This is a genomic window from Pseudoalteromonas sp. GB56, from assembly GCF_054923835.1.
In genome coordinates, this window is the sequence record NZ_JBPCHK010000001.1 from 555,104 (window position 1) to 576,293 (window position 21,190).

Here is a 21,190-nt window from a genome sequence, read left to right on the forward strand (position 1 = left end):
AAAGCTTTAGATAAGAATTTTGCGTGGAGGGGTTCCCGAGCGGCCAAAGGGATCAGACTGTAAATCTGACGGCACTGCCTTCGCTGGTTCGAATCCAGCTCCCTCCACCACTTTATTCTTGACGGTTAGAGGTAGTTAAGAACAGGTTCCTTAAAGCGGGCATCGTATAATGGCTATTACCTCAGCCTTCCAAGCTGATGATGCGGGTTCGATTCCCGCTGCCCGCTCCAGTTTTCTGGTGTGCTGATATAGCTCAGTTGGTAGAGCGCACCCTTGGTAAGGGTGAGGTCGGCAGTTCAAATCTGCCTATCAGCACCAGTCCTGACTTTCCTGAAATACTTCCTTTGATTTGTCTAAAAAATATTCAATAATTGAAGAATTGAATTGATTGTCGTTTTTTGTCGATCGTTTGATATGTAATCTAGATACACAAAAACTGATAGGTTCCGTCATGGCAAAAGAAAAGTTTGAACGCGTAAAACCGCACGTAAACGTAGGTACAATCGGCCACGTTGACCACGGTAAAACAACTCTAACTGCAGCAATCACAAACGTACTTGCAAAAGTATACGGTGGTACAGCTAAAGATTTCGCATCGATCGATAACGCTCCAGAAGAGCGTGAGCGTGGTATCACAATCTCAACTTCACACGTTGAGTACGACACACCAACTCGTCACTACGCACACGTAGACTGTCCTGGACACGCTGACTATGTTAAAAACATGATCACTGGTGCTGCACAGATGGACGGCGCGATCCTAGTAGTAGCTGCGACTGACGGCCCAATGCCACAGACTCGTGAGCACATCCTTCTTTCACGTCAGGTTGGTGTACCTTACATCATCGTATTCATGAACAAATGTGACATGGTTGACGACGAAGAACTACTAGAGCTAGTAGAGATGGAAGTTCGTGAACTTCTTTCTGAGTATGACTTCCCAGGTGATGACCTACCACTAATCCAAGGTTCAGCTCTTAAAGCGCTTGAAGGCGAGAAAGAGTGGGAAGACAAGATTGTTGAACTAGCAGACGCGCTAGACACATACATCCCAGAGCCAGAGCGTGACATCGATAAGCCATTCATCATGCCTATCGAAGACGTATTCTCAATCCAGGGTCGTGGTACAGTAGTAACTGGCCGTGTTGAAGCTGGTATCATCAACGTGAACGACGAAGTTGAAATCGTAGGTATCAAAGATACAACGAAGACAACTTGTACAGGTGTTGAGATGTTCCGTAAGCTTCTAGACGAAGGTCGTGCGGGTGAGAACATCGGTGCCCTTCTACGTGGTACTAAGCGTGACGAAGTTGAGCGTGGTCAAGTACTAGCGAAGCCTGGTTCAATCACTCCTCACACGAAGTTTGAAGCAGAAGTATACGTACTATCAAAAGATGAAGGTGGTCGTCACACGCCATTCTTCAAAGGTTACCGTCCACAGTTCTACTTCCGTACAACTGACGTAACTGGTGACATCCAGTTACCAGAAGGCGTAGAAATGGTAATGCCTGGTGACAACATCAAGATGGTAGTAGAGCTAATCTGCCCAATCGCGATGGACGAAGGTCTACGTTTCGCAATCCGTGAAGGTGGCCGAACTGTAGGTGCTGGTGTTGTAGCTTCTATCGTTGAGTAATCAACGATATAGCTAAAATGCTAAAAAAGAGGTCGCTTAGGCGGCCTTTTTTTATGCCAGCAGCAAAGTTGGCCAGCTTCACGGCCGTGAAGGGCGACGAGCGACCGAAGCCCAGCTTCGCAGCGCTCGGAGGTGGAGGCATGGATGCCGACAGGAACCCAGCTTCAGGGATGAATTACTTGCACTATAGTGATGCAGGCATACTCGCGCCGCTTGAAGGTGACGAGCTCTGCGAGGGCGAAGAACGACCGAAGCCTAGCTTCGCAGCGTTCTGAGGTGGACGCATGGATGCCGACAGGAACCAGCCTACATGGATGTATTACTAAAACCTCGCTCACTTCGGACACCAAAGGCCGCTACGCGGCCTTTTAAACACTCTTCTTTTATTATCTGTCTCTATACTTACTTCTTCCGTTAAAACTCCCCACAGCTTTCCAGAGTAAGTTCTTGTCGGGTCGCCGACGACGAGTCAGAGGAAATGCTTGCCCATTTCCTCTAAGAACTCCTAGGGCGCCCCGACATTGCATTTTTCCTCAACGCGCCACGAGAAATGAACGTAACCACTAGGCACAGCGCGTCCCTGCACTGGGCCTGTTTTCGCCCGCTATCCCTGCGGACGATTACTCTTCTCGTATCTCGTTTCGGATGCAATGCAAGGGGAATTAGGCTGATACAGCGGTGTTGTTGAGCGACTGAAGTTATGTGGGTAGCTCTTGCCTCGTTGGTGACGACAACCAAAAAGGGGGTGATTCGACTCCCTCTTTGGAAACTCCGCGAACCCGTAATTTGCTTATGCCCCCGAACTCAGGTTTTTGCTAAACGCTCCGCTTAGGCCGCAAGAGGATTCTCTCCGCTACGTTAAAAAATTCGTCCATGAAGCCGTGTCCCTGTCGGCATCAATTTCTCCAGCGCGAATCAAATGGGAAGTGAGATAAGATACCTCAACAATTTAGATTTAGTATATGTAGCGGTGGCAACTAAGAGAAATTAGAGTGATACTTGCTAGCTTTGAACTGCTATTAATGCGTACAAAGCATATTGGTTATTCGCTATATTAAAAGCATGTATGGATTGTCAGGGCCTGCATAGTCGGAAGTGCTGCGGACCTGCCAAATTTCAATTTTTCCACGAATCAATAATTTTCTTTTGTGTTCTCATGCTATACACCCACTCCCTTCCTATCTTGGCTTTGTCGAATAACTTTAGCTCTACAAGCCCATTCAATGCGTTTGCAGCAGTGTTATAAGCGCACCCAAGATTCTCTTTGACGTTAGTTGCTGTGAAGTGCTTTGCAACACCGCTCTTAGCAACTTGGAATAATGTCTGTTGTTTATCATTAAGCTTTTTATACAGGCCAGATTCCCACAGCCATTTATTGAAAGCCTCTGTTTCTTCCAGTGTTTTCAGGTATGACTCTTTGAATGAATTAATGGCTCTAATAATGACACTACACTGATAGTCTAAAAAGTAAGTCAAGTCCATGTCATCTGTTTCAGTATATAGATAGCTCTTGCCATACTTAATTGGTGCGGACTTAAGGAGGACACTAATTGCTATATACCTAAAGGCAGCAAAGTCACTTTTGAACATATACCAGTAGAATAAGGCTCTAGCAACACGACCATTACCATCTCGAAAAGGGTGCTCATAACCAATAGCAAAGTGCAGAGCTATTGCTTTGACAAGTGGGTGCAGGTAATTTTTATTGTCAATATCGTGATGACAAATGTTAACCCATTTTGATAACTCTTTTATCCTTTTAGTCAATCCTGCTGCTGGCGGAGGCGTGTGTACAGTATTTCCCTCAGCGTCTACAACGGCTACATCGTCAGTTTTCCTAAAAACTCCAGGGGTGTAGTTATCGTTATCAATGCTTTCAACACCAATTTGATGCAGGCTTAAGATTAACTCGACTGACAAATCTTGATCTCTATTTTCCCATGCAAACTTCATCATTTTGAAGTTACCAATTATCATCTTTTCATCAGGTGACCTGGGCTTTCTTTTTCGCTTTAATAAATCTTTTGCTACCTTTGTTGTTGTTGCTGCACCTTCTAATTGGCTGCTGCTTATAGCTTCATCTTCTATGAGGTCGTTTAGTAGGTACTGAAGGTGCTTTTGTTCTCCAATCTTGCTACACATCCACTCTAAGTTAGCGCTGGTGGCATTTCTATCTGTTTCTGAAATAGCTTTTTGTATTGAAGGCGATAAATAGAATTTGAAGTGCTGCTTAGGCTCACCAAGGGTATACATACCCTGTAGCTGTCTATCTCTTGCCATTTTGACTATTGACCAAGCAACACCAGAATCAAGGCCCGTTGGCAGCCTATACTTGAGTTCTTCAAAATGCAAATATCTGCCTTTGGAGTCTATTGGAGAAAATAGTGATAAGTAATCATCAATTTTTGACGGATCATTTTCTGCAATATATTTGAAAGGGCTTCCTAAAAACTTAGGTGGTTTAGATACCATTTTAATCTCAAAATTTATCTTTATTGAAATTAATGTATAACATTTATCTCAAAGCTCTTCAATTTTGAGATGAAAATATCCGAAAAATTCATGAGGGTGCTCAGGATGACTATTCCAACTATATCTTTTAGAGTCGTCGGCGACCCGACAATACCTCAATAACTTCCCCCCCCATGCTATGATAAACCCGAATCAACAAGACAACTCAACAATGATCAAAATCCTGTTTCTCTGTAGCAAAAACAAATTAAGAAGCCCAACTGCTGAGGCGGTATTCAGCGATGTTGATGGGTGGGAAGTGTATTCGGCGGGTATCAGTAATGATGCCGAAGTGCATGTGAGCCTTGAGGACATTGAATGGGCTGACTACATCTTCGTTATGGAAAAAGTGCATAAGAAGAAACTGATGAATAAGTTTGGCTCTGCGCTTCAACAAAAAAATGTGATTTCATTGGGCATACCGGACGACTATGAATATATGGATACGACCTTAGTGAACATCCTCACAAATAAAGTCCCTCAACTTATCCACTGATTTGCCAATTCACACAGCCCAGATTCAGCCCTCTATAAGGCTTCTGGGTGCGCGATGATGAGCATTATCATGTTGATTTTAATGTACCCTGCCAGTAAATGTCGTCAAAAAACAGCAAATTTGAATGTCTGCTAAAAATAAAGCCTGTCGCTTAAAGTTGTGGCTTTCTATAAATTAAGGTGACATTGGTTTAGTGTCACTTTTAACGTGACTTTTTGATAGCTAACCCTATAATTTTTAACAGTTTGCCTTGAGTTGGATGTATATAAACCAATTTTTTACGTAGTGGGTGAGCAAATTAGAATGTCTTTTTTAAATTGGCGATGTCATCTAAATTTTGTCACTCTCCAATTTTAAGTGGACATTCTAATTTGCTCGAACGTGCCAGTACGCCAGACTCAAGAGCTGAATAAAATTGACTAAACAGGTACTTAGCGCCAATCTAACAAGATTACCAACTATGCCCCTGTTAATTTATGGATAAGCTGATAATCCCAGAACACATCCCTCGCACCCACAGTCGATTCGGCCAATGGCTGGGCACGAAAGTGTTAAATTGGTTTGGCTGGCAAGTGGTGGGTGAGTTTCCTGAGCAGGGTAAATTCGTTGCTGCGGTAGCGCCGCATACATCGAATTGGGATTTCATTATCGCCATTGCGGTGAAAATGCACTTGCAAGTGCGTATTCGTTATCTCGGTAAGCACAGTATCTTCATTTGGCCGCTGAGCATTTTATTGCGCAAGTGGGGTGGCATACCTGTGGATAGGCGCTCATCGCATGGTGTGGTAGGACAGGTAAAAGAACTATTTGATAACTCTGATAGCCTTATTCTTGGGCTGGCTCCTGAAGGAACACGCAAATACACGCCACAATGGAAAAGTGGCTTTTTACACATTGCCAAGGCGGCTAATGTGCCAGTTGTGCCCATGGCTTTGGACTACAGCACAAAGCAGTTTATCGTGATGCCCGCTATCGTGGTGACAGACATTGAGGAGACGTTGCTCAAGGTGCAGCACAAGTTCTCACCCACAATGGCGAAATACCCAGAGCAGTTATCAGGTACGGCGCACAAGGCCAACCGTACCTAATTTTGTCATTAGCGTTGCTCTCGCCAGCGGCGCTTCATCTCTTGTACAAAGGTGTGGTCGCCTTCTTCTTCTGCCGATAATATCAACCGGAAACTTGTGCCATCGGTGCGTTCTATGTCGACCAAGGTGTAACCTGATTCGCTGTCGTCGAATGTGGGTTTTATATCGCTAATGTCTTCATAATTAGCATGTTCGGTAAATAGTTGACCGTCTTCACGATAGTAGCTAAATACGCCGTTGTCGGTAATGCCATTACCATCTTCGCGGATATTCCATGTAGCGTCGGAATAGAAGTAGATAATTTTCTCGTTTTGATTCAATAAGCCTTTGCGGATCATAAATCGCTTGTCGTGCTGCCAGACTTTTTCGCCAGAAACAACGGCGTAGTGAGGTGTGAGCCCTAAGTCTGAAATCGATACATAAACCAAAAGAGGGGCCAAAGCGATTGAGATCGCAACCTGATGCGCACGCCATTTGCTGTGATAGGGCAGTGCGTCATTGTGCCTGTTCAAATAAGCGGTGTAGTTTACCAAAGGTACCCAAGGCAGCGGCAACAACAATAAAATGAGAGTGAATTGGTCGATAAACTCGCCAGCAACATTGGCAGCAACAACCGCAATTGCCAACATCACAGCGACCCATTTTGCGGGAAGGTGTTTGCGACTCCCAAGTTCTTCGCTCTCATTAGCAAAACGATTGAACAGGGGATAGAACCAGATAACACCAAAAAAGCCTCTGGCAATAGGCATCATCGACTCATCATTGGCTTCTTTAATTGCGCGCCAGTTTCGGTAACTCCAGTAGAAAGGATAAAAGCCAAAACTCAATATTGAGTACACGTAAAACTTGACCACAGTCACTGGAAAATAGCACTGCTCCTCAAAGTGAGGACGCTTTCCTGATTCAATGCGCCATAGTGTGATGAATATAGTGAACGCACCAATAACAGCTAATACGTATATGCCAATCGCAGTGGCTAAATCAAACTCTTCATCTACCTCTTGTGTATTCGTAACAGCATTACTTCCTTGGCGAATACCATAGTTTGTTGCGTCTTGAAGAGCTTCCTGTTCTTTTAAGTAATCACCAATACGCTCTGGGGTAATATGGTCTGTTTTACTTCGGTATTTATAATTCAGCGTGAGTAACTTTTCAGCAAAATGCACCGAGTAGTCGAGCGTAAAAAAGTCGTTGTCTATCTGTGATTCCTCGTTGTTGAAATGCCAGTTCCGATCGTTTAACTCTACCTCAATCGTGTAATCAACATTAAAAGGGTGGCGCAAAGACATAGGGCTGATACGGTTCGTGACGTCGGGTTTGTATACTGCATCGCGAATGTCATCTGCGTAAAAATAGGCGTGTAACTCTTTTTCGTTTGCAGTCCAAAAGTCTTTAATGACGTAACTTTCTTTGGTGATTATCTCCCCTTTTTTAGGGCCTTCTTCAATACTCAACAAACCGGTGTGTTCAGTGCCTGCAAAGTAGTCTTGATAGTAATTTGTGTAGCCTTCCTGCGCTTTTTGTAGGCCTTTATTTGCTATCTCACGGCGTTTATCAATGGCGTCTTTATCCAGAAAATGGGAGTGAACGCTGAACGTGGCTTCTGTTTCTCCGACGCTGGGTATTTTATATCGCTCAACAATGGCCCGATGAATGAGTGGCTCCTCTTTGAACATGGGAGTGAGTGATGTCTCACCTTGCTCCACAACCAGCGCATAGCCAAAATCAGGTTCGCTCAGGTTGGTGAGTGAGCCTGTTTGATAACTGTTGGTCGGATCGAGCCAAAAACGTTCTCCATCGTGTTCAAGCGTAACTAAAACGTGATCAAAGCGATTGGATGCAGGCGCTAGATTTATAAGCCCTTTTGTGACTTCGGTATTCACCAACGCTGGGTGCGATTCAATCCCCAAGGCCGATAAGATACTCATCAATAACACCGTTTTGTCTTTACAATCGCCATAGCGTAAGCGCAAAGTTTCATCGGCAGGGGTAGGTTGGTGTGAATTGCCGCCCATCTCCAAGCCAAGGTAACGAATTTCGTCTTGGGTGTATTTAAGAGCGGCGCCAATTTGTGAATCTATGTCGTTATGCTCATTGCGTATTTGCGTCGCGATGTCTTGGATGTTAGCGCTATTCGATAGGGCACTTTCGTACAGGGGTAATGCCCAATTCACCACTTGTTGCCATGAATCAAACTCTGACAAAAAGACGAGATGGTATGGGTCATACCATGTTGGCGTTTGTGAGTCGTAGGTTTTAGTTGGCAAAGTGCGCGCATTGACCGTGTACTCTATGCCATCGGGTGTGTGTTCCGTGCGTACGTCTAACTCGCCGTTAAGTTGAGTAATATTTAAAGGTGCTTGCTTTGCCCACAGCATACGTACATTCTGTTCGCCCACCGGTACGCTCCAGTCAAACTGGGCCGTATAACCAAACAACCCTTGGTAAATTGGGTTTCTGCCTATTCGTGTAAACGCATAATCAAGTGAATCACCGGGGCGCACGTCATCCAGAATAATATTGAGGGTTTGGCTGCCATCGTAAATGAGTTGCTCAGCTTCTTGCTCGCGCTGGATCACCTGCATGCGTGCGGTGGGCAGTTTGTCTATCACTTGACCATCGCGAATGATGCGCAGATGGTGCAGCTCTAGTTGCTCATACGTTGGGTCGAAACTTAAATTGAGTTGAGAGATATCCTCCACACCCGTTTGGTTCGTTGCCAGCATTGCATAGCGGATATAGTGCTTGGCTTTATCAGCATCATTTACTTTGAACTGGTCGTCAACAAGGCGGTAATACACACCGTCGGAGAGCTGTTCATGAGGAACTGTTTCTTTGTCTAATTGCTCTAAGGTGACTGGCTTAACCCACGCCGGCGTAGGCACAATTTGGTAGCTCGCACTCGCTGAATGACAGACAAACAGGAAAAGTGCTGTGAAGAATAAGAGAGTATTTTTGATCATAATTATTGCTCTATAACATCCGTGTGACTGAGTACCCGGGCGGGGTAACACTAAAGTCAGTGGTGTTTTTATATCCACCACACGTTATGCTAACAGGAAAATAACAATAAATCGTGTGCTTATGTTCTCAATTGGAGTGATAAGTCTTATCGCATTGGCTTATCTTGGGGTCTTGTTTGCAGTCGCATGGTATGCCGATAAATTCAGTAAAAATCGCTCGAGCGGTTGGGTGTATGGCTTGTCGCTGGGGGTGTATTGTACTTCTTGGGCATTCTATGGAACCACAGCGCAGGCCGCGAATAATGGTTGGTGGCTGGCTCCCACTTATGCAGGTACCATTTTATTGTTTATCTTCGGTTGGCAAATTTACACGCGCATTGCACGGGTCTGTCGCCAACAGCAACTCACCTCTTTAGCGGATTTTATAGCGACTCGCTATGGGCAGTCTTCGCGCTTGTCTGGCCTTGTTTCGTTTATTTCGGTTATCGCAATTGTTCCTTACATTGCCCTGCAGCTCAATGCGACCAGTGCCAGCATCACCATGCTCACTGATATGCAGCGTGGGCAAAGTGATTATTTTTGGCAAGACAGTACGTTTTACATCACCCTCACATTGGCGTTATTCGCCATTTTGTTCGGCGCGCGCAGGGTTCGTCCCAGTGAGCATAATCCGGGTTTGATGACCTCCATCGCATTTGAATCTGTGGTTAAACTTCTGGCTTTTATCGCTGTGGGACTCTTCATTTGTTTTGGTGTGTTTGAGTCCCCCAAAGAAATCTTTTTAGCGGCGCAACAACCTGAAATCGCGGCGCAAGTACAAGCAACTGCCAGCCCCACTTACGTTTATTGGGTGCATGTGTTGTTAGGCCTACTGGCAACCTTGTGTTTACCGCGCCAATTCCACACGGCGTTTATCGAGCACGACAATGAAAAGCAACTGGCAACCGCACGCTGGTTGTTTCCGCTCTACCTGATTCTTATTAACCTCTTTATTCTACCAATTGCGTATGCGGGCCTGGTGTATTTTCAAGGTCAGGATGTGGGCTACGACACCTTTGTGCTGGCCCTGCCCATTGCCGCCGACGCGCCAGCTATGTCTTTATTGGCCTTCTTGGGTGGCTTTTCAGCAGCCACCAGTATGGTGATTGTCTCCACCATCGTGTTGTCGATCATGATCACCAATGACTTTATTAACCAGTTTTTATTGCGCCGTTCACAGCTCAGTTCTTCGCACCGCGGCTTGTCTAAATTCAAGTTGTTGAATGCACGTCGCGCCGTGATCGTTGCTATCTTACTACTCAGTTATGCCAGTCACCGTGTACTTGCAGAAGGCAACACGCTCGCCAACATGGGCCTTATGTCGTTTACGCTTGTAGCGCAATTCGCGCCAGCGATGATCATCGGCTTGTGGTGGTCAAAAGCATCTTGTCGCGGTGCACAGCTCGGTATTTTGAGCGGTTTTGCTATTTGGTTTTACACCTTGCTATTGCCTGCGTTGCTCGGCGACGTCTCATGGTTGCATGAAGGTCCATGGCACATAGCTTGGTTGGCACCCACCGATCTCTTTGCCCTTGGGCTTGATCCTTTAACTCAGGCGGTGTTGCTGTCTCTTGGGGTGAATACCTTGGTGTATTTGGCCGTGCCATTTGTAAGTTCAGCGCAGCTGGCGGAGCGCTTGCAAAGTAACAAGTTCATTCTGCGCAGCGTTGAAGAGCGTGATACCAATATAGCCCTCAGTTATCAGGACCTTGCATTGTTGCTGCAACGATTTAGTGAGCCAGAACGCGCGACTGAACTGGTGGAGAAGTACTTTCCAGTTGCTCGAAACCGCTGGAAAGAACAAGCTCCGGTCAGTGTCGAAGAGCGCGTTGAACGCGAAATGTCAGCGCTCATCGGCGGTGCATCCGCACGTTTGATTCTCGATGTTGCCAAAGACGAAAAACGTCAACCGTTCGAGCAAGTCGCTGAGTTTGTGGATGAAGCCTCGCAGGTTCTGCGCTTTAACCGCGACTTGCTGCAAGCCACCATAGAAAACATTGAGCAAGGCATCAGTGTAGTGGACAGCGACCTTAAACTGGTGGCATGGAATCAAGGTTACCAGGAGATGTTTGGCTACCCGCAAGATGTGCTTGCTGTGGGCCGGCCCGTGGCAGAGTTAATTCGTTTAAACGCGCAGCGCGGTATGTTCGAGCACCAAGATATCGATGTGGAGGTGAACAAACGGATTGAACACTTGCGCCGTGGTACAGCCTATAAATATCGCCGTGAGCACAACGATGGACGGGTCTTTGAAATGCAAGGCAATCCGCTGCCTGGCGGCGGTTTCGTAACGACCTACACGGATATCACCGACTTTGTGCGCCAGCAACGCGAACTCGAACAAGCCAATATGAACCTTGAAGAGAAAATTGCGGCGCGCACCTCAGAACTCGTTACTACCAACCATGCTCTTGCGGCGGCTAAACGCCAAGCTGAATTTGCCACAGAAAGTAAAACACGTTTTTTCGCTGCCGCCAGCCACGACCTGTTGCAGCCATTCAATGCGGCGAGTTTATTTTGCTCATTGATGAGTGAAAAGGCACAAGGCACTGAGTTAGCCGAGTTAGCGAATAACATTCGCAATTCACTGGCCAGTGCAGAAGACTTGCTCTCCAGTATTTTGCAACTGACGAAGCTGGAATCAGGCTCATTTAAAGTTAATTGCAGCGACTTCGCACTCGCGAGCTTGTTAGAACCATTAGCCAGTGAATATGGCGCCCTTGCGCAAGAAAAAGGCCTCGCTTTCAAGATGCAAGGCTGCGAAGTATTGCTCAAAACAGACAAAGCTTTACTTAAGCGTGTGCTGAGTAACCTGCTGAGTAATGCTATTCGTTACACAGAGCAAGGTGAAATTCGCGTGCTGTGTGAGTGCCACGACAATCAATTGTCAATCATGGTTGAAGACACTGGAGCCGGTATTGCCAAGCAAGATCAAGAGCTTATCTTTGAAGAGTTCAAACAGTTGCATGGCAAAGAGCAAGCGCAGGGCCTGGGCTTGGGCCTAGCCATCAGTCAGCGTATTTGTAATGCCCTCGACATCACCATGACTCTGGGCTCACAGCTGGGTAAAGGCACTCAATTTACGCTTACCCTGCCGTATTTTGAGCAAACGGTCGCAGATGTGGCTGCGCCAATCGAGCAACGTAATGCAGATAACCAACTTGCGGGTATTCATATTTGGTTGTTGGACAACGATGAAAATGTACTTTCAGCGCTGTCGCAGGTGCTTAAGAACTGGGGCTGTCAAATTGACATTGCCCGTAATGAAAATGAACTGCGGGAGCTCAAAGCAAAGGGCTTGGCTGATATTCTGATTGCTGACTATCAGCTCGATGATGGCGTGACAGGTCTGGAAGTTATAGATGCGCTGGAAATCGGGGATATGGCGATTATGATCAACACCGCTAATCACGATGAGGCCATTCGTGAGCGCGTGAGTGATTGTGGCTATCCACTGCTTTATAAGCCACTTAAAACGCCTGCCCTCAAGCGTATGCTCAAGCGCTTAAAACCAAAATAACGGTAATAAAAGTGAGCCAAGAGTTATAACTCTTGGCTCATACAGGCTTCATCATTCGCGTCACAAATTAGGCCAAAGGTAGCGATGTCAGCGGCATCGGGTTCTTTACCTAGTAGGTTTGCAGCAAAAGTCAAAAACAAATCTTTTTGTAACAGGGTGACCATCTCAAGGTGATTCAACCCTGCATATTCATGAAACTGCCAAGCGTTGGATTCAATGCCCTGCCAATTTTGTGCGGGCGTGACTGAATCGCTGGATGATATATAAATATGAGCAGGCGTTGATGAGCTCGGTGCAGCGCGTGTGATATCAATGTCTTGTGCTGAGAACTGTGCTCTTTCATGCACGAGCCCAACCGCGTCTTTTAACGTCTCTTGCGAAACAAAGAATCTGTATAACGAGTCTCGTGCCAAAAAGTCCCATATCCCCAAAGTCGATTGCTCAAAGTTAGTCATTGGGGCCACAAGGTGCAGCTCGGCATTCCCTACCCGACGTGCAACAGCATGTGCAGCCACGGCCCCCATTGAAAAACCGATCAGTTTTACATTTTTTGGCTGTTCTCGGTTAATCAGGGAAACGATGGGAGAGACACTATCGAGACCAAATTGAAAGTGCTCTGCTCTATTTGCACTTTGGATGACATACACTTTGGCACCTGTTGTAAAATGGAGCCATTTTTGCAGGAAAAACAGTATGTTTTCACTGTGCCCGTAACCTGGGAATAGCACAATCAGATTGTTATCGGCTTCTTTAGCGTCATCATCTCCAGAATCTCTGAATTCGTATCGCCAAATCTTATGGTTGTTGTTCACTTTACCATCGAAAGACAATGAAAATGTGGGGGTGTCCACTGGGTGAGCCAACTCAATAGCGTTGATACATTCGCCAGTTTCACCACACAGCGCTGTGATGTTGGCGAATCCCGAAAACATATCTACTGAAGACATTTCCTTTGGGCGAGTAATTTCATCAGCAACATACGATGCGCAGCCGCTTAGGCACACTAGGGCGAGCGGGACGAAAAGATTTATCCGTAACGTCATGATCTAATTCCATTTATTAGGTGTTGTGTATTTTTTTAGTACAGCCCAGATTAACGTACTGTTAACGATGCAGACAAGTGCTTTGTTGCGAGAAGTGTGATGGTTAGAAGAGGAGCTTAACTGTGTAAGCTCCGTTTAATGAGGAGTATAAAACTTAAGGTAGTAGGTTTTCAGGTATATCCCAACTGATGGTCTCGACACTGCCATCCCATTGCTGCAGCGTAAGCCAGATCTTGTCGCTAGCGCGCAAAGATTCACTCGTCAGCGCATGCACATGCTGGCCATGAGGCGTGCCATGAAGAATTCCCATTTCTTCATGTTCTAGCTTGTTCAGTGGCAGAGGTTGCGCTGCGATATTCAGGTACGCTTGGCGAATATTGGCAACATCGCCTTCTTCAAACATCAATAAGAAGTCTTTTACATACACGCCGTCGTGTTGGTAAGGCGCAGTTTCCGTGTAAGGCATTGGCGTGATGCTGTACTCGCCTAAAGTCTTGGTTTCAAGCACAGGTGGGAACACTGGATTCAATGATTGATACAAATAAATCACAGGTAAAATCAGCACTAAGGCGTTAATCACATACTTGTATTTTTTAACGACAGTGACTTTTTTACGGCTCATGACAAGGTCTCCTGTAAAGTGGTTTCGGTGGTGCTAATTGCTTTGTTGCGTGTCGGTTTTTTAATGACGCGCAAATACCACATATAGAAGCCCGTGATAGACATACCGCTGAGAATGAGGCCAAAGATAAACCAAATAACTTTAGTCCAAATGCCGCCCAAGGTGCCAAAGTGTAATGGGTCAGCAATGTGCATAAAGGTTTGCAACGTGCCCATGGTTTGGGGGGAAAACGAATCCTCAACATCAGCATTCCACGGGTTAACCGCTACCATGTAGCTGTATTGGTCGTAAAACACTTCACCACCGCTTCCTGCCAATTTATAGGTATCGCGGTGGTGCTCAGGCATCGCAATATAGCTGGGATTGAACTCTGGGTAAGTGAGTTTGGCTACGTCTAGCGCCTGTTTTAACTCCACTGAGTATTTCACTGACCCTGCATTGTTCAAAGGCACATCGCTAATGGCAATGGGCTCGGGGTGCGGCTCAAATTCGGTTTCTGTGTGCCACAAAATCGCCTGAGTTAAATACCACATTCCGGTAATGCCCATCACCGCTAAAAACCAGATAGACCAAACGCCGCCGAGTTTGTGCAAGTCACTCAAGGTGGTTCGGCTACCTTGGCCAGTGCGTAATTTAGGGCGAGTGAAAGACTGCCAAAACTTCTTATACACCATTAAGCCGGTTACTAGGGCGCCCAAGACTAAAATCGACATCAAACTGACTAGGTAATAGCCGATACTGTAGCCCTGTTGCCACGGAAACAGTAACCAGCCATGCAGTGCGCGCATAAAGTCGATAAAGGTCATATCCGTAACGATTTGCTGTATTTCGCCTGTGTATTGGTTCACGTAGGCTTGCGCGATGGGCTTGTCGGTATCGGTGAAATTAATCACTTTCACGAGGTAAGGTTCGCGGCTAATTATCGAGGTAACGTGGGCGCTGGGATACTGGGTTTCAAAGCGGGCCACTAATTCGTCTATGCTTTTTTGCGGCACGTTATTAGGGTTAACGGCGCGTGCGTGTTCATTGGTGAGCCAAGTCAGTTCATGACTCAATACGGCCAATGTGCCCGTGATACAAATAAAACAAAACAATACCCAGACAGGCAGAGAAAACCAGCCGTGCAATTGAAACCAAAAGCGATTCGATATTTTCTTTTTGCCCATGTCGGCGTTTAACTCCGGTTGAACTATTGATTATTGGGTAACAGTAATATTGAAACTGATAACGAGAATGATTCCTATTATATTATAAGTAAAAGGAAAGATTATGAAACATTTTTGGGCTTTTTAGGGGAAGTGTCTGGCGAGTGTGACAGCGCACTCTACATGCAGGAGAGCAGCTTGATACATTATCGTTATTAGGAGACTAGCTTTGCTCGCTTTCTGCGACCGTGGCCATTTGATTAAATAAAATGCCCGCTTGAGTGCGGTTATACACGTTAAGCTTTTTCAAAATTGCTGATACATGCTGTTTAATCGTGGTTTCTTGAATCGACATAGCATAGGCAATTTGTTTATTGAGCATGCCATCGGCAATCATACTCAAAACGCGATATTGCTGTGGTGTGAGTTTTTCTAGGTTGCGGGCAAACTGTGCTTGTTCACTGTCATCGTCAGTGCAGATGTCGGTTTGAGGAGGCAACCAGTTTTCACCTTCAATGACTTGAGCAATCGCTTCACTGATCACATCCAAAGAAGACGATTTTGGAATATAGGCACTGGCACCGAGCGCCATTGATTGTTCAATAATGCTGGGGTGCTCATTGGCAGAGACCATGATCACCAGAATGTCAGGGTGTTGGTTTCGCAGCCTTGCAAGTCCTTCCAAGCCCTTCGCACCGGGAATGGTTAAATCAAGGAAGACCAGTTCAATTTCAGGGTGTTGTTCAAGTGCGTTGAAGAGTTCCTCCAGATCACTGGCCTCTAAAATGGGTTCATCGGCCATCGCTTGCGCTGCGGCTTGTTTCAAGGCACTTCTGAATAGCGGGTGATCGTCGGCAATGATTGCTTGCACACTTGGCATCCTAATTAAACTCCTAGCTCCACGTTATAGGGGATTTTGCTTTGTGCGGCAAGGGTCTGCGTTGAGTTGCACAAAAAGCGGTGTAAAGGAGGAGAAAAGGTGGCCCGTAATGGCGGGGGGAAGCCAAGCCACCTTTGTTCCCGTTCTAGTTAGAAGCTGTAACCAACCGTGAGTGAGATAGTGCGCGGGTCACCGTAGTAACCAATCAACGTATTATCACCACCTAGGCCCGGTGTGTATTTACTTACATCGCTCGGATCTGAAGGATCAGGAGTTACGAACTGGTAACCACCAATCATGTATTCTTCATCCGTTAAGTTCTTCGCATGCACGCCCACACGCCATTTGCCGTCTGTGCTGTACCAGTTAGCACTGAAGTTAAGTAGGCCATAGCTGTCTTGGGTTAACAGGCTGTCTTCTTCAAACAGTACATAGTCGCCACGGTAGTAGTAGTTACCGTTGAATACCCAATCACCGTGGTCAGTGTATAAGCGATAAGTCGCACCTAGGTTGAAGGTTAGCTCTGGCGTATTTGAAATGGTGAATCGGTCCGATTTATCAAACGCCACGCCGGCGCTGTCATAATCAATTACTTCTTCGAAGTCTGAATCGATGTAACCTAAGGATGCATCAAAGCTCAATGCGTCAGTAGCGACATAATTAAGTTCTACTTCCACACCATTTGCTGTTGATTTACCGATGTTACCCAAGCGCTGATTCAAATCCGCAGAGCTGTCACCCGGTAATACAGAAATGTACTGACGGTCTTTGTGATCCAGTGAGAATAAGGTCACGTTCGCACGTAGGTTGTCGTTCCACTCGCTCTTCATACCTAATTCAAACGAGTCAACAATCTCAGGGTTGGCTGCTGGCTCAGCTGTTTGGGCGCGCGGGTTAAACGTACCTGACTTGAAGCCCTGCGCGTAGCTTGCGAAGAACATCAGGTCGTTGCTGTGTTGGTATTCAACCCCCACGCGAGGCGTGAAGCGTGACCAATCTTTTTCATCATCAAGTACGGTAGGAACAAGCTGTCCTTCAGGGCGAACATAGCCAGGTACCCAACCTGATTCAGGGTACACGGTGTCGAAGATTAGGCCGTTATTAACCACAGCTTCTTTACTGTCGCGGGTATAACGAGCGCCTAGGGTCATTGACCACTGTTCAGATAAATCCACACTACCTTGAATGTAAGCAGCTTTACTAGTTGAGTTACTGCAACCGCTTACTTCACGTGTGAGGCCCGGTGCGCCAAGTACTTTACCCAGCTCTTCCAAGATAGCTTGGAACTGACCACATGACTCACCATCGTAGTAATACAAACCAGAGACAAACTTGTAGTTGTCGCCTTGGTGGTTTAACTGCAATTCATGAGTTGTTTGTTCATCGTCGTAGATTGCTGGTACGTCGAAGATGCGAATAGAAGTGTTATCGAAGTCGATGTTTGTCGGTGAGTAGCTCTCGCGCTTAGCACCGATATATTTCACTGAGGTTGAATCGCTCATGTCCCAGCGTGCTGTTAGGCTCAAGCCTTCAAGTTCAACTTTGTTCCACGTTGGCAAGCTGGTGTATGAGTCATACACGCTGTCTGGCACGGGTGCGTCAGTGAGCAAACTTGGTAGCAAGCGATAGCCGCCTTTTGAGTTTGAGTCATCGTCTGTTTTATCCCAGCCTAGGCGGAAAAACAGGTTGTCTGTTGGACGGTACTCAAGGGTAACGCGTGCAGCTGTGAGGTCTTTGTTGTAGTTTTCGCGGTCTTGATTGTCTAAATCAGACGTAATGAAATCACCAAAACCATCACGGTTGAGCGTCGCGAAGCCGTAACCCACGTAAAGTTGTTCATCAATCAGGGGGATTTGACCGGTGATTTTTAAATCACGTTGGTTATAGCTGCCAACCGTGCCTTCAACGTTGAAAGTCGTGTCACCCGACATTTCTTTAGTAACGTATTTAATCGCACCACCGATAGTGTTTTTACCGTAAAGCGTACCTTGTGGACCACGAAGTACTTCAATTTGTTGTACATCCAGTAGGTCAAGCACCGCACCTTGAGGGCGCGCTACGTATACATCATCAATGTAGATACCGACACCAGGCTCATAACCCCATAGCGGGTCTTGCTGGCCTACACCACGGATAAACGCTGTGATAGTTGAGTTGGTACCGCGGCTCGCTTGTAGCGTCGTGTTAGGTGAAAACTGTTGCACTTCAGTCATCACTGAGATGCCGTTTTCTTGTAGTTGCGCTTCACCAATTGAGGTAACGGCAACCGGTACTTCTTGCAAATTTTCTACGGTTTTACGAGCGGTGACTTCAATACGCTCTAGTTCTGCTTTTTTTACCGCCTCTTCAGCGAATGCTGTTGAGCTTGCAAGTGCACTTGTGAGTGCCGCACCAATCGCTAAGGCTAGACTAGAGCGGCGTAAGGTTAGTGTGTTCATCCTGTATCCCCTGTTATTTTCATTATCCGAGTACGCTATCACAGAGATTGTCACGATAGGGTGTCACGGTATGGGTTTGTTTTAAAAACATTAATTAATTGTGACTTTAGGGCAAAAACACAGTGAGGGGGTTAGTACCTTAGTACTATCGTCGCTGAAGCCCTTTAAATACGGGGTTTAGCGCGGTTCTATAACCTTAGTACTATGTATTTTAACGCCAACCAGAGCCAGACTGGTTGCATGTGTTGTTAACAGAAACAGCTGCTATGCTGTGCCTGCTAACTAAAAAAATAATAATTCAAGGAGCACACTATGCTCAGTATGTTTGGTCTCATTGGCGGCCTAGTACTACTCATTATCCTCACTCTGCGTGGTGTTAACTTATTTATCGCAGCCCCAGCCTGTGCGTTGCTCGTTGCCCTTAGTGGCAACATGGCATTGTTTCCGGGTGAGGGTGTGACGCTGGACTTTGTAAGTACCTACATGAATGGTTTTGCTGGATTCCTCAGTGCGTGGTTCTTCATGTTCTTACTTGGTTCCTTGTTCGGTAAATTCATGGAAGACAGTGGTGCAGCAGACAGTGTGGCGCGTACCATCGTTAATAAGTTGGGCATGAAGCATGCGGTTCTGGCGGTGGTGATTGCGTGTGCGGTGCTGACCTACGGCGGTGTAAGTGTGTTTATCGTCGCGTTTTCTGTGTATCCCATGGCGCTGAGCTTGTTTAAAGATGCCAATTTACCGCGTCGCTTTATTCCTGCAACGCTGGCCTTTGGCTCTGTAACCTTCACCATGACCTCTGCAGGTTCACCAGAAATTCAAAACTGGATCCCGATTAAATACTTAGGCACTTCACCTTACGCAGCGTGGGAAGTGAGTTTGTTTGTTGCCGTGTTTATGGCGATTGCGGGTTACTGGTGGCTGAAGAAGATGATCACTAAAGCGGTTGCTAACGGCGAGTGTTTCGAAGCACGTGAAGATGACCCAGAAATTCCAGAGCGTGATTACCCGCACCCAATCACAGGTGTTATACCATTGTTGGTGGTACTGCTTTTATCTTTCACTTTGCATGATGTATTTCAGCAAAGTGCGTTGATTGTGGCGCTATTAGGTGGCGTTCTGACGCTATTGGTCATCAACTTCAAGCATTTCCATAATCTAGCTGGCGCTATTAACGAAGGCACAACTGGCGCGTTGGTGGCTATCGGTAATACCAGTGCGGTGGTCGGTTTTGGTGCGGTCGCCAAGAACACCGAAGCATTCCAAGTGGCTGTGCAAGTGATGACTAATATGCCGGGCAACGAATTACTCGGTGCTGCGGTTGCAGTAAGTGTGATAGCCGGTTTAACGGGGTCGGCTTCAGGCGGCCAGGCAATTGCTCTGCCATTGGTTGCACCGCACTACCTTGATGCGGGTGTAAATCCTGAACAATTACACCGTGTAGTGGCAATCAGCTCCGGCGCATTAGACACCTTGCCGCATAACGGTTATGTGGTCACCACGATTCGTGCAATCTGTAAAGAAACACACCAGCGTGCTTATTGGTCAATGGCTGCATTAACCGCTGTCGTGCCGCTTATTGGTGTGGCGCTAGCGCTAGCCCTATTTATCTTATTTTAAGGAATGAACAACATGTCTATGTTACGAGTTTTTAGTGTTGTCTTAATTGTTGTTAGCCAGTGGGCGTGTGCTCAAAGCGAGCCCATGCTGGTGGAAAAACAACGTTTTGCTTTTGAAAACTACACCACAGAATCCGGTGTGACCTTGCCCCAAGTACAAGTGGGCTGGGAGAGCTATGGCAAACTCAACGACGCCAAAGACAATGTGATTTTAATTACGCATTTCTTCTCAGGCACGTCGCACGCAGCAGGTAAGTACAACACGGAGGATGCCTTGCCTGGTTATTGGGACGCGATCATTGGCCCGGGTAAAGCTATTGATACCAATAAATATTATGTGATCAGTTCAGACACCTTAGTGAACGCCAACTGGCATGACAAAAACGTGATCACCACAGGTCCTGCATCTATTAACCCTAAAACGGGCAAGCCATATGGCTTGGACTTCCCAGTGGTGACCATTGGCGACTTTGTTGAAGTGCAAAAGCGTTTACTTGATAGCCTTGGTATCGACAAGTTGCATGCAGTGATTGGTGCGTCAATGGGCTCATTCCAAGCATTGGAGTGGTCAGTGCGTTACCCAGACATGGTTGAGCGCTTAGTGCATGTAATTGGCGCAGCGAAAATGGATGCGTGGACAGTGCCTGCACTAGAGAAGTGGGCGATGCCGATTCGCTTAGATGCAAACTGGAACAATGGTAACTACTACGAAGGTGAGCGCCCACTAGCAGGTGTGACTGCGACCATGCTGAACATCACCCAAGACGCGATGCACCCTGAAATCTACAAGGCCAGTTTCCCGGACTTCAAAGTACAGGATGAAGGCGCGAAGAAAGATATTCGTACGCTTCCTGCAATAAACCAAGTGCTTAAGCAGCGCGCGCTAGCTCGTGCACAAACACAAGACGCTAACCACATCTTATATCTTGTGCGTGCATCTCAGCTATACAGCGCAGGCATGCAAGAAGATTTAGCCGATGCGGCACAAAAAATTAAAGCGGACATTCTATTGATGCCGGCAAGTAATGATTTACTGCTGCGTCCTGGTCCAGTTCGCGAGTTTGCAAAGCTACTTAAAGAGCAAGGAAAGAACGTAAAAATCGAGGAAATACAAGGTATTTGGGGTCATCTTGACGGCATCTTCTCAATTCAAACTAAAGCGCCCGTCATTGCAGAGTTTTTAGCGGAGTAAA

General features: G+C 46.4%; 14 protein-coding genes and 3 tRNA genes. 10 read left to right on the plus strand and 7 right to left on the minus strand.

Annotated elements, in window-relative coordinates:
- The first annotated feature begins 25 nt into the window (after window positions 1–25).
- The 5 genes from ACH19P_RS02590 to ACH19P_RS02610 all read left to right on the plus strand — a co-directional run bounded on the left by ACH19P_RS02590 (window position 26) and on the right by ACH19P_RS02610 (window position 1,911).
- A tRNA-Tyr gene (locus ACH19P_RS02590) sits at window positions 26–110 on the plus strand.
- Window positions 111–155: 45 nt separating this feature from the next.
- Window positions 156–230: transfer RNA gene (locus ACH19P_RS02595), tRNA-Gly, on the plus strand.
- A gap of 12 nt (window positions 231–242) precedes the next feature.
- Window positions 243–318, plus strand: a tRNA-Thr gene (locus ACH19P_RS02600).
- 133 nt (window positions 319–451) lie between these two features.
- Window positions 452–1,636, plus strand: a complete 1,185-nt coding sequence (gene tuf / locus ACH19P_RS02605; protein WP_347391331.1) for an elongation factor Tu — start codon at window positions 452–454, stop codon at window positions 1,634–1,636.
- 140 nt (window positions 1,637–1,776) lie between these two features.
- Window positions 1,777–1,911: a hypothetical protein gene (locus ACH19P_RS02610; protein ID WP_462156967.1), complete on the plus strand. Its 135-nt coding sequence runs from the start codon at window positions 1,777–1,779 to the stop codon at window positions 1,909–1,911.
- Between the two features lie 841 nt (window positions 1,912–2,752).
- On the opposite strand, the gene ACH19P_RS02615 is transcribed toward ACH19P_RS02610, so the two are convergent.
- Window positions 2,753–4,108: a Fic family protein gene (locus ACH19P_RS02615; RefSeq protein ID WP_462156968.1), complete on the minus strand. Its 1,356-nt coding sequence runs from the start codon at window positions 4,106–4,108 to the stop codon at window positions 2,753–2,755.
- Window positions 4,109–4,319: 211 nt separating this feature from the next.
- On the opposite strand from ACH19P_RS02615, the gene ACH19P_RS02620 reads away from it, so the two are divergent.
- A complete protein-coding gene (locus ACH19P_RS02620) occupies window positions 4,320–4,643 on the plus strand; it encodes a low molecular weight protein tyrosine phosphatase family protein (protein ID WP_462156969.1) in 324 nt (107 codons plus the stop codon).
- Between the two features lie 476 nt (window positions 4,644–5,119).
- Window positions 5,120–5,731 carry a 1-acyl-sn-glycerol-3-phosphate acyltransferase gene (locus ACH19P_RS02625; protein ID WP_462156971.1) on the plus strand — a complete coding sequence of 204 codons (612 nt, stop codon included), beginning with the start codon at window positions 5,120–5,122 and terminating at the stop codon, window positions 5,729–5,731.
- A gap of 8 nt (window positions 5,732–5,739) precedes the next feature.
- On the opposite strand, the gene ACH19P_RS02630 is transcribed toward ACH19P_RS02625, so the two are convergent.
- On the minus strand, window positions 5,740–8,694 hold the full coding sequence (locus ACH19P_RS02630; RefSeq protein WP_462156972.1) for a DUF3857 domain-containing transglutaminase family protein: 2,955 nt from the start codon (window positions 8,692–8,694) through the stop codon (window positions 5,740–5,742).
- Between the two features lie 121 nt (window positions 8,695–8,815).
- Here ACH19P_RS02630 and ACH19P_RS02635 point away from each other — a divergent pair, with 121 nt between their 5' ends.
- On the plus strand, window positions 8,816–12,253 hold the full coding sequence (locus ACH19P_RS02635; protein WP_462156973.1) for a PAS domain-containing hybrid sensor histidine kinase/response regulator: 3,438 nt from the start codon (window positions 8,816–8,818) through the stop codon (window positions 12,251–12,253).
- A gap of 23 nt (window positions 12,254–12,276) precedes the next feature.
- Here the strand turns inward: ACH19P_RS02635 and ACH19P_RS02640 are convergent, their stop codons facing one another.
- The 5 genes from ACH19P_RS02640 to ACH19P_RS02660 all read right to left on the minus strand — a co-directional run bounded on the left by ACH19P_RS02640 (window position 12,277) and on the right by ACH19P_RS02660 (window position 18,381).
- The gene (locus tag ACH19P_RS02640; RefSeq protein ID WP_462156974.1) at window positions 12,277–13,296 is read right to left on the minus strand and encodes a hypothetical protein; all 1,020 of its coding nucleotides are present in this window, start codon (window positions 13,294–13,296) and stop codon (window positions 12,277–12,279) included.
- A gap of 154 nt (window positions 13,297–13,450) precedes the next feature.
- Window positions 13,451–13,918 carry a hypothetical protein gene (locus ACH19P_RS02645; RefSeq protein ID WP_462156975.1) on the minus strand — a complete coding sequence of 156 codons (468 nt, stop codon included), beginning with the start codon at window positions 13,916–13,918 and terminating at the stop codon, window positions 13,451–13,453.
- Window positions 13,915–15,084, minus strand: a complete 1,170-nt coding sequence (locus ACH19P_RS02650; RefSeq protein WP_462156976.1) for a PepSY-associated TM helix domain-containing protein — start codon at window positions 15,082–15,084, stop codon at window positions 13,915–13,917. The genes ACH19P_RS02645 and ACH19P_RS02650 overlap by 4 nt, the downstream gene beginning before the upstream one ends.
- A gap of 202 nt (window positions 15,085–15,286) precedes the next feature.
- Entirely contained in the window at window positions 15,287–15,943 is a 657-nt protein-coding gene (locus ACH19P_RS02655) for a response regulator (RefSeq protein ID WP_462156977.1), read from the minus strand.
- Between the two features lie 149 nt (window positions 15,944–16,092).
- The gene (locus tag ACH19P_RS02660) at window positions 16,093–18,381 is read right to left on the minus strand and encodes a TonB-dependent receptor (RefSeq protein WP_462156978.1); all 2,289 of its coding nucleotides are present in this window, start codon (window positions 18,379–18,381) and stop codon (window positions 16,093–16,095) included.
- Window positions 18,382–18,693: 312 nt separating this feature from the next.
- Between ACH19P_RS02660 and ACH19P_RS02665 the strand changes: the two genes are divergently transcribed.
- Together ACH19P_RS02665 and ACH19P_RS02670 are read left to right on the plus strand one after the other, a co-directional pair.
- Window positions 18,694–19,998, plus strand: coding sequence for a GntP family permease (locus ACH19P_RS02665; RefSeq protein ID WP_462156979.1), 1,305 nt, complete (start codon window positions 18,694–18,696; stop codon window positions 19,996–19,998).
- An 18-nt stretch (window positions 19,999–20,016) separates the two neighbouring features.
- On the plus strand, window positions 20,017–21,189 hold the full coding sequence (locus ACH19P_RS02670) for an E22 family MetX-like putative esterase (RefSeq protein WP_462159299.1): 1,173 nt from the start codon (window positions 20,017–20,019) through the stop codon (window positions 21,187–21,189).
- The last annotated feature ends 1 nt before the right edge of the window (window position 21,190 follow it).

Excerpts from the sequence above, each read along its gene's own strand:
- ACH19P_RS02650 (WP_462156976.1), bottom strand. The coding sequence starts at position 15,084 with ATGGGCAAAAAGAAAATATCGAATCGCTTTTGGTTTCAATTGCACGGC.
- tuf (WP_347391331.1), top strand. The coding sequence starts at position 452 with ATGGCAAAAGAAAAGTTTGAACGCGTAAAACCGCACGTAAACGTAGGT.
- ACH19P_RS02610 (WP_462156967.1), top strand. The coding sequence starts at position 1,777 with ATGGATGCCGACAGGAACCCAGCTTCAGGGATGAATTACTTGCACTAT.
- ACH19P_RS02620 (WP_462156969.1), top strand. The coding sequence starts at position 4,320 with ATGATCAAAATCCTGTTTCTCTGTAGCAAAAACAAATTAAGAAGCCCA.
- ACH19P_RS02630 (WP_462156972.1), bottom strand. The coding sequence starts at position 8,694 with ATGATCAAAAATACTCTCTTATTCTTCACAGCACTTTTCCTGTTTGTC.
- ACH19P_RS02645 (WP_462156975.1), bottom strand. The coding sequence starts at position 13,918 with ATGAGCCGTAAAAAAGTCACTGTCGTTAAAAAATACAAGTATGTGATT.
- ACH19P_RS02655 (WP_462156977.1), bottom strand. The coding sequence starts at position 15,943 with ATGCCAAGTGTGCAAGCAATCATTGCCGACGATCACCCGCTATTCAGA.
- ACH19P_RS02660 (WP_462156978.1), bottom strand. The coding sequence starts at position 18,381 with ATGAACACACTAACCTTACGCCGCTCTAGTCTAGCCTTAGCGATTGGT.
- ACH19P_RS02670 (WP_462159299.1), top strand. The coding sequence starts at position 20,017 with ATGTTACGAGTTTTTAGTGTTGTCTTAATTGTTGTTAGCCAGTGGGCG.
- ACH19P_RS02635 (WP_462156973.1), top strand. The coding sequence starts at position 8,816 with ATGTTCTCAATTGGAGTGATAAGTCTTATCGCATTGGCTTATCTTGGG.
- ACH19P_RS02640 (WP_462156974.1), bottom strand. The coding sequence starts at position 13,296 with ATGACGTTACGGATAAATCTTTTCGTCCCGCTCGCCCTAGTGTGCCTA.
- ACH19P_RS02625 (WP_462156971.1), top strand. The coding sequence starts at position 5,120 with ATGGATAAGCTGATAATCCCAGAACACATCCCTCGCACCCACAGTCGA.
- ACH19P_RS02615 (WP_462156968.1), bottom strand. The coding sequence starts at position 4,108 with ATGGTATCTAAACCACCTAAGTTTTTAGGAAGCCCTTTCAAATATATT.
- ACH19P_RS02665 (WP_462156979.1), top strand. The coding sequence starts at position 18,694 with ATGCTCAGTATGTTTGGTCTCATTGGCGGCCTAGTACTACTCATTATC.